The following is an 8,471-nucleotide window of genomic DNA, read 5'->3' as shown; positions in this document are numbered from 1 at the left end:
ATAAATGGCTCATCCAAAGCTAAAAATAGCTTCGGCTCAATCCGCAAAAAATCATACACGAACACGTTAGGTGTTATTTGAGAAAAAACAATGAGTGAAAACAAAGAAAAAAAATCGAATAGATTAGTCTTATTTGAAATTATTGTTTCAGTTCTATTTAGTGAGGAAAAAGCTAAAAATATTAGTGAAACAACTAAACTTGGAAAAAAATATAGAGTCATTATCATTACTTTTCTAGTTTTTGCTGCTATTGTATGGTTAATCATATCCTCTATTATTGGTGATGTTCAAGGTCAAATAAGAAATTTATTTTATGCACCAGAGGAAATAGAATTTTCTCAAAGTGAAAATCTTAAAGTTCTTATTTTACCATTTCACGATGCAAATGATTCCAACACAAAATTTAAAATTGAAGAAGTAATAGAAAATGGCCTGTCTGAAGAAAAGGTAAATTATGATTTACAAATTGAAATTAAAATCGATAGCCTTTCAAAAACACCTAAAAATTTCAATGATGCTTTAAAAATTGGTAATGCTAAGAATGCCGATTTTGTCATATTCGGAGATTTGGACTCTGAAAGTAAAGAATACAGAATAAATTTCGTTTTAACAAAAAAGTTCTATGAATTTGATATTCCTGTGTTCATAAAGGATAAGCACATTTCAGATTTCAAGAAAAATTTGAAATTATCAAAAATACGTTCGCTAGAGTCTCTTAAGGATGAGAAATTTATTATTTACAATATTTTAGGGTTTTCTGAATTAAAAAATGGTAATTGCAATAAAGGAATTGAGTTATTAAATCAAGCTATTAAACTTACTAATAAACTTCAAGATTTGAATTTTACATATCAGGATAATTCCTATTATGCTTATTATATGGCAGAATGCTATTTAGAGAAAAAGGATTATGAAAACGCTCTGCCAATTTTAGAGTTTTCTTTAGATATTGACCCTAATAATTATGATTCGAGACTAGCGAAATCAATAGTAAATTTAATTTCAGGAGATTTAAATGAAACTCAAAAAGAAGTTGAATATTTAAAGAACAGTGATTTTTATGACAAAAGTAATTTATATCTATTCAGTGGTTTTCTTAATTTAATAAATAACAATTCTCAGCTCGCTTTTACTGAATTCGAACAATCTGCATTAATTGCAAAGAAAGACTCAATACCTTGTTTTTCCGAGGGATTATTGAACGTTATCAAAGGGGACTATGATGATGCTATAAAAACAATTGATAAACTAGAAAAATACTATGAATTTGCTAAACCTATCAGTAATGGCATTAAATCCTACATTTATTTTTTTGATGGGAATATTAATAATGTCATTAGAGAATTAAATAAAATGGAAAGTAATGCAAAAAAATCAGATGTAGAGTTTGATTTTCTTGATTTACAAGATTATCTGAAACTTGGATTCAATTTAGGAGCTGGCGAGAATTTCAATACAAAAAAATTGGATTCTATTTACAGTAAAATAAGCAAAGTAGTATCAAATGATGCAAATCAGAATGTCGAAGACGCTTTAAAGATGGTCATTCTGATGAAGAATAAGAAAGATTTTAAAATGATTTCTAGACACCTAAAGAGTGCAATTAAAAATAACCATGACTATTCTTCGCATTATAATAGTATAGGTTTGAATAAAGATTCAGTAATTAAATTAAAAAAAATTATTGACTATAATAAAAAACTAATTTCAATAAATAAATACGATTCTGACGCTTATTCAAAAATAGCCAACACATATTTAAATTTGGGAAAAGACTTGAGCTTCGATTATTATAGATTCAAAGCTAAAAGTACTTCCGTAGGCAGTTTATTTAGAATTCAAAATAATTTAACTAAAAGAGAAAATGATTCCTTATTTAACTTATTTGTTAAATATAACTCTGAACTAAAAATTGATAGTACAAATTATGAAAACAAACTAAAATTGAGCTCTCTTTTTATACAAATAGAGGAGTATGAAATTGCTAAATCTTTTCTCTCTAATTTAGATGAATTAGACTCAAATATTGACTATTTAGAGCTTTTAGGGCTTATAGAGTTTAAATTGGGAAATTTTGAAAATAAACTAACAATTGATGATAAAATTATAAAAATATATCCGAATCAACCACTACCATATTGGAGAAAAAGTGTGTCATTTTTCTACTTAAATGACTATCATAATTCCCTTATAAGTATAGAGAAAGCAATTGATATATTTGAATTAAACAGTGAAGAATTCAAAAAAGAAAATTTTTACGAAGATTATAAAAACTTAAGACAAAAAATTGTTGATAGTATAAAAACAACACCTAACAACGTGTATAATTAATTGCTACGCAATGTTGGTTAAGAACAGGATTTTATCTTACAATTTGTATATTTATCTAATCGGAAAATTAGCAAGTCAGAGCCTTGCCATTTTCCTCCAGCGGATTTTTCGCCACAAGTGGCTCATCCGAAGCCAAAAATAGCTTCGGCTCAATCCGCAAAAAATCATACACGAACACGTTGGCAACAAGCTGAAAAACATCAATGCAAACAGAAAGATTTAACAAATTAAGGAAAGCAACTCTATCAAAAATTTTCGAAAAGAAAAAACTGACTGACGTTTGGAGAAAAATTGTTCGAAATCAGCTTCGTAGCCTTGATTTAACGGATTTATATGACCACTATGATTTTAACTTTAACATTGAGGAAAGAGCTCTTGCTATTAGAAACGAAATTTTAAACGGAACTTATAAAGTTTCTCAACCACTAATTTACCGTATTGAAAAAAAGTTTGGTGTTTGTAGACATTTGGTTATACCACAACCTACAGATGCAGTTGTACTTCAAACTTTAGTAGAAAATATTGCGGATAAGATTCTTTTAAATCAGCCTTCCGAAAACGCATTTTACTCAAGAGACAAGCATAATATGGCTTTTCCTCACGAAGTTAAGGAATATGGTCTTTCTTGGAGACAGCAATGGAAAAAACTACAAAAACAAATCTATCACTTTCAAGATGACAAAAAACTAATTGCTGTAACTGACTTATCTAATTATTACGACAGTATAGACTTGGACGAACTGCGAAAAGTATTTACCAGTTATAGCCAAATAGACGAAGTATTGATAGATTTATTATTTAGAATTATTCAGGAAATAGCTTGGAAACCAGACTACTTACCTTATACAAAACGAGGACTACCTACAACAAATATCGAAGGAATTAGACTATTAGCACACTCATTTCTGTTTGAAGTTGACGATGTTATAAAACAACAAACTGACAATAGCTTCACGAGATGGATGGACGATATTGTTATTGGAATAGACACTAAAAAAGAGGCAATAGAAACTATTAGCTCTATTTCTGATATGCTAAAAACAAGAGGTTTAGCCCTTAATTTAGCTAAAACTAACATCTATAACGAAGAACAAGGTTTTTATCATTTTCAAATAGAATCCAATAGATATATTGATAGTATTGAAAAAACGAAAAAATCTGATGCCAATTACAAGAAGATTTGCTCGGAATTACACAAAAGGTTTAAAGCTCATTTTAAAGACACAGGAGCAAAATATTGGGATAAGATTGCCAAAAGATATATAACGACTTACAGTAAATTGGAATCTAAATCCCTTTTGTCATTAATGACTCAAAAGTATGTTGATTATCCTGGTTTAAGGAGTCATTTACTTATGTATTTATCCAATAGTGGATATTCTAAAAAATCATCTGATGTTGTTTTAGAGATTTTAAATACTATAGACATTTTCGATGATTTATCATTATATCAATTATGTAATCTTGTAACTAATTGGGAAGTTCCAATTAATGATAAGTCTAAAGAGTTCTTGAAAAAATTCGAAAGTAATATTGTTGCGTTCTCTTTCAAACGAAAATTATCGTCAGATTTCTATTGTGTATTATGGTTTAAAGCAAAATACAATCATCCCGAAGATTTATACAATTTTATCGATAAATATAAAAATCTGTGGCAGACAGATACTTTTTTAAGAAGACAAGTAACCGCAATATTATCAAGACTATTAACTACAAATAGTATTAAAGTTGAAAAGTTATTATATAATCAAATATCTTCAGGTGTAACTAATACGGTTACGTTAGCGAATCAGATATTATCTTTTTCAGATTTTGAAAAATCAAACAGCAGATTAAATTTCTATTTATTTCCAGAAAACAAACAGAGAACATATCCATTATCGAAATTTCTTGTTCTTTGTTCTGTTTTAAATTCAGAAAAAATTAGAACAAATAGTGATATTAAAACGAAAGTATTGAAAAGTATTTCGGACCCATATTATTTAAAATGGATAGATTTACAATATAACATTAGCTAAAAGCCAGTTGCCAACAACGTGTATAAAACATAGCTATTATAGGCTTTACGAGAGGTTTTCGTATATTTACAAAGTACGCCAAATTTTTAATTTGGTTATATTTAGAAAAGAAAATTAAACATAAAAATTAAAAACTTGGCTCTGTGTTAATCCGAAAAATTAGTGTCTTTTTGCACGCTACGTTTCATACACAAGACCGTTGTGTGTAATTTGAGAAAAATATGAAAACACCTATTTATAAATGGAGCGGAAATTATTGGGGATTTATTTACAATAACCGAATTTTCGACAAAGATTCTAACTACAAAGGATGGATTGATGAAGAAAACAGAGCTTGGAATTCTGATGGAGAATATATCGGAGAAATAATCAGTGAAAATTACATTCTTCGAAGAGATAGCAAAATGCAACCAATGAATAAAATTCCAAAAATACCGCCTATTCCGCCAATACCGCCAATCCCAAAAATTGACAGAATAGGAAAAATTGATAAAATTGGCTGGACAGATGTACTTGATAAATTATAAAACTAAACAATGAATAAAGATGTTTTCATAGAGCAATTAAATATGATTTTAACTCAATTCGAGAGAATTAGAGTCCAATCAAAATATGGTGATTTATCTGACTTACCACTAGAAACCAAAACCGTCTTAATTGGAAAGTGTAAAGCAGCTGTGGTCAGAATTACTGGTATAAATTCTGAATACAATAAAGAAATCGAAAGAATTTTAGAAAAACAAGGTGTAAAAATTGGCTCTCGCTTAAGACAAATTATTGGAATAACAGAGGCTTTGAGAGACGATTTAAATAATGATTTTCTTAAAACTTTAAGTGAATTAATTCACTCTGAAGTCTTTGCAGACTATTTAGAAATGTCATCTTATTTATTATCAGAAGGATATAAGGATGCTTCAGCAGTAATTATTGGTAGCACTCTCGAATCTCATTTAAAGAAACTATGTGATAAACACGGAATAGAAAAATCTTTTTTGAATTCTAAAGGTAAAGAAATACATAAAAAAGCTGACACAATCAATTCTGAACTTTGTAAACTAGGAGTTTATAATATGACTTATCAAAAACAAATTACTGCTTGGTTAGATTTGCGGAACAATGCTGCTCACGGAAAATACTCGGAATACAAAGAGGAAGAAGTTAAATTAATGTTGTCTGGAATAAACCATTTTATGATTCAATTTCCAGCTTAAAAAACTACACACAACACTGTGTATAATTCATTGCTACGCAAGATGGTTATGTGGAAGATTTTATCCTACAATTTGTATATTTAACTAATCGGAAAATTAGCAAGTCAAAGCCTTGCCATTTTCCTCCAGCGGATTTTTCGCCACATGTGGCTCATTCGAAGCCTAAAATAGCTTCGGCTCAATCCGCAAAAAATCATACACGAACACGTTGTATGTAAGCTTTAAATTAACTTCTGAAGTAACATTAATTAGTTATTAGACATATACTTAGAAATATATAATTATGGGAGGCGAAGGATCAATGGCTTCTGCAAATGTGAGTTTAAAAAATAATCGAGCTCTAAAAAGAAGAAGGAAATTTAGAAAAGCTAAAGATTTAATGATTTCAAAATCTGGTAAGACCAAATTGGAATTTATTGAAGTTAGTCATATTGAATTGGAAAGAATTAAAGAAGAAATTAGAATCAACGCGCGGAAAAAAAATAGACTGAATATATTTCTACTTATTCTTACTATTATAATAGTACCAATATCCATTTATTTGATAACATCTTAATCGAAAGAAGTAATATAATATTGAGTTAAGCCAACATACAACAACGTGTATTGTTCATGCTAACACATGAACTTCAAATTTAATTTATATCTTTAAACAAACGTATGATTACTTGGAAAAATAGCAAGACACAGCCTTGCTCCTTTTTTCCATCGGATTTTTCGCCACAAGTGGCTCATCCAAAGCGAAAGTCGCTTCGGCTGAAAAACCGCACGAAACCATACACGAACACGTTGGCAGTAATAACTTATGAAACAATATTTATTAATTTCAATATTTATATTATTTCTTACAACTTCATGTTCTGATAACGAACGAAAAAAGGACTTTCAGGATTACAAGAAAAAAGAACAGCAACTTCCTGAAAAAGCCTTCTGGATTGAATCTGAATTAGGTGAAGGATATTGGATAAATGTACTTTCTATTCATAGTCATAAGAACATCGCATACTTGGAAATTTATGATGCAAAATCTAAACAATTAATTACTTCTAAAAAATTTGTTTTATACTGTGGTTTAAATCCAAATGAGGATGAAATTGAATGGATTGATGACTTGGAAAAACAGATTTCTGAATATACAGGAAGAAAATTATTTTTTAAAGACTCTGACTGTTATCTAATCTAACTACAGCCAACAACGTGTATAGTTCATGCTAACGCCTGAACTTCAATTAAAATTTATATCTTTAAACAAACTAGTATGATTTACTTGGAAAAATAGCAAGACACAGCCTTGCTCCTTTTTTCCATCGGATTTTTCGCCACAAGTGGCTCATCCAAAGCTAAAATAGCTTCGGCTGAAAATCCGCACGAAACCATACACGAACACGTTGTACATAATAGCTCAATTAAAAATCAAACTATTAATTTTCCAATCATTACTCTGAATTTTAGCAAGTTTGCGGAATAAATAATAACAAGTTAAAATGAAAATACCAGAACTGATTACCAAACCGAAAAACAACATTATCGGAATTTTAATAGCTATGATAATTTCATGGATTATTGGAATGTCAGCTGATTTATCTGCTAGTTCTGGACATGGAGGTTTTATTCCTTTGGTTTATCCTCCAATGGCTGCAATATTTTTTATCATTCTTTATTATATTTCAAGGCTTTTAACCAAAAAATACAATTGGATTATCACTCTGTTCGCTATAATTCATTTATTATACTTTGCGATAGACTTTTATATTACTGAAAATATTTAAAACTTGGAATAAAAGCCAAACAAGATTATTCTAGTGTTTCGCTACATATACACAACAACGTGTATAATTAATTGCTACGCAATGTTGGTTATTTGGAAGATTTTATCCTACAATTTGTATATTTAACTAATCGGAAAATTCGCAAGTCAGAGCCTTGCCATTTTCCTCCAGCGGATTTTTCGCCACAAGTGGCTCATCCAAAGCTAAAATAGCTTCGGCTCAATCCGCAAAAAATCATACACGAACACGTTAGCCACAATATGACCACGAATGCAAAACTTGACTAAAGAAATACAATCATTACTTGAATCAAAGGAAACTCAAGATTTCCTAAAAGTTGCTCGTGGATTTATTGAACTGATTGAAAATAAAGAAATAAAGGAAAAAGAATTTTATCCTGAAATCCATAAAAAACTGACTGAATTATATAACGCTGGAATTTCTCTGAAATCGGTCGAATTAATTCACTCAAGCGAAAAATCGGAATTTGAAACTTTTACGAGAGAGAAACTAAAAGAACAGAACGTAAATCTGATTTCCTCACTTGGAAAAGAATGTTTTTATTGGGAAGTTTTTGACCCAACTTACGAAAATGAAAACGAGCCAACACAAGGTTGGTTAGTCGATGATGTTGCGGATATTTATGCGGATTTAAAAGAAGAACTCTATAAAATAGACCAAATCGGAACAGACGAGGCAATCGAAGATGGACTTTGGCAATTGAAATTCGGATTTACCACTCATTGGGGAAATCATTGTGTGAATGCAATAAGAGCTTTGCACTACATATATTACGATGGAAAAACAACAACTTGAATAAATACTGTGGCTAACAACGTGTATAATTAATTGCTACACAAGTTGGTTAAGAGGAAGATTTTATCCTACAATTTGTATATTTAACTAATCGGAAAATTAGCAAGTCTAAGCCTTGCCATTTTCCTCCAGCGGATTTTTCGCCACAAGTGGCTCATCCGAAGCCAAAATAGCTTCGGCTCAATCCGCAAAAAATCATACACGAACACGTTAGCCTTCATTATGACAACCATTAACTAAATGATAAAATTCTTTAGAAAAATTAGACAAAATCTGCTTATGGAAAATAAAACAGGTAAATACTTCAAATATGCTATTGGAGAAAT

8 protein-coding genes are annotated in these 8,471 nt (G+C 29.8%); all 8 read left to right on the top strand.

Going from position 1 to position 8,471, the window contains the following annotated elements:
- Positions 1–90 precede the first annotated feature (90 nt).
- The 8 genes from ACFS5M_RS12385 (at position 91) to ACFS5M_RS12350 (ending at position 8,145) form a co-directional block, all read left to right on the top strand.
- The gene (locus ACFS5M_RS12385) at positions 91–2,331 is read left to right on the top strand and encodes a tetratricopeptide repeat protein (RefSeq protein ID WP_183490579.1); all 2,241 of its coding nucleotides are present in this window, start codon (positions 91–93) and stop codon (positions 2,329–2,331) included.
- A gap of 203 nt (positions 2,332–2,534) precedes the next feature.
- Positions 2,535–4,349: an RNA-directed DNA polymerase gene (locus ACFS5M_RS12380; protein ID WP_183490576.1), complete on the top strand. Its 1,815-nt coding sequence runs from the start codon at positions 2,535–2,537 to the stop codon at positions 4,347–4,349.
- Between the two features lie 221 nt (positions 4,350–4,570).
- Positions 4,571–4,876, top strand: coding sequence for a 4-fold beta flower protein (locus ACFS5M_RS12375; RefSeq protein WP_183490573.1), 306 nt, complete (start codon positions 4,571–4,573; stop codon positions 4,874–4,876).
- 42 nt (positions 4,877–4,918) lie between these two features.
- A complete protein-coding gene (locus ACFS5M_RS12370; RefSeq protein ID WP_183490570.1) occupies positions 4,919–5,560 on the top strand; it encodes a hypothetical protein in 642 nt (213 codons plus the stop codon).
- Positions 5,561–5,843: 283 nt separating this feature from the next.
- Positions 5,844–6,116 (top strand): hypothetical protein, encoded by a 273-nt coding sequence (locus tag ACFS5M_RS12365; RefSeq protein WP_183490567.1) that lies wholly within the window; start codon positions 5,844–5,846, stop codon positions 6,114–6,116.
- Positions 6,117–6,365: 249 nt separating this feature from the next.
- Positions 6,366–6,743: a hypothetical protein gene (locus tag ACFS5M_RS12360; RefSeq protein ID WP_183490564.1), complete on the top strand. Its 378-nt coding sequence runs from the start codon at positions 6,366–6,368 to the stop codon at positions 6,741–6,743.
- A 301-nt stretch (positions 6,744–7,044) separates the two neighbouring features.
- Positions 7,045–7,329, top strand: coding sequence for a hypothetical protein (locus ACFS5M_RS12355; RefSeq protein WP_183490561.1), 285 nt, complete (start codon positions 7,045–7,047; stop codon positions 7,327–7,329).
- A 270-nt stretch (positions 7,330–7,599) separates the two neighbouring features.
- Positions 7,600–8,145: a DUF5063 domain-containing protein gene (locus ACFS5M_RS12350; RefSeq protein ID WP_183490558.1), complete on the top strand. Its 546-nt coding sequence runs from the start codon at positions 7,600–7,602 to the stop codon at positions 8,143–8,145.
- The last annotated feature ends 326 nt before the right edge of the window (positions 8,146–8,471 follow it).

It is taken from the genome of Lacinutrix iliipiscaria (assembly GCF_042686125.1).
Lineage (GTDB): Bacteria > Bacteroidota > Bacteroidia > Flavobacteriales > Flavobacteriaceae > Oceanihabitans > Oceanihabitans iliipiscarium.
This window is presented reverse-complemented; position numbering and strand designations above follow the sequence as displayed.

What these genes read in the sequence shown, in the direction of transcription:
- ACFS5M_RS12385 (WP_183490579.1), top strand. Translation starts at nt 91, where the DNA reads ATGAGTGAAAACAAAGAAAAAAAATCGAATAGATTAGTCTTATTTGAA.
- ACFS5M_RS12380 (WP_183490576.1), top strand. Translation starts at nt 2,535, where the DNA reads ATGCAAACAGAAAGATTTAACAAATTAAGGAAAGCAACTCTATCAAAA.
- ACFS5M_RS12375 (WP_183490573.1), top strand. Translation starts at nt 4,571, where the DNA reads ATGAAAACACCTATTTATAAATGGAGCGGAAATTATTGGGGATTTATT.
- ACFS5M_RS12370 (WP_183490570.1), top strand. Translation starts at nt 4,919, where the DNA reads ATGATTTTAACTCAATTCGAGAGAATTAGAGTCCAATCAAAATATGGT.
- ACFS5M_RS12365 (WP_183490567.1), top strand. Translation starts at nt 5,844, where the DNA reads ATGGGAGGCGAAGGATCAATGGCTTCTGCAAATGTGAGTTTAAAAAAT.
- ACFS5M_RS12360 (WP_183490564.1), top strand. Translation starts at nt 6,366, where the DNA reads ATGAAACAATATTTATTAATTTCAATATTTATATTATTTCTTACAACT.
- ACFS5M_RS12355 (WP_183490561.1), top strand. Translation starts at nt 7,045, where the DNA reads ATGAAAATACCAGAACTGATTACCAAACCGAAAAACAACATTATCGGA.
- ACFS5M_RS12350 (WP_183490558.1), top strand. Translation starts at nt 7,600, where the DNA reads ATGCAAAACTTGACTAAAGAAATACAATCATTACTTGAATCAAAGGAA.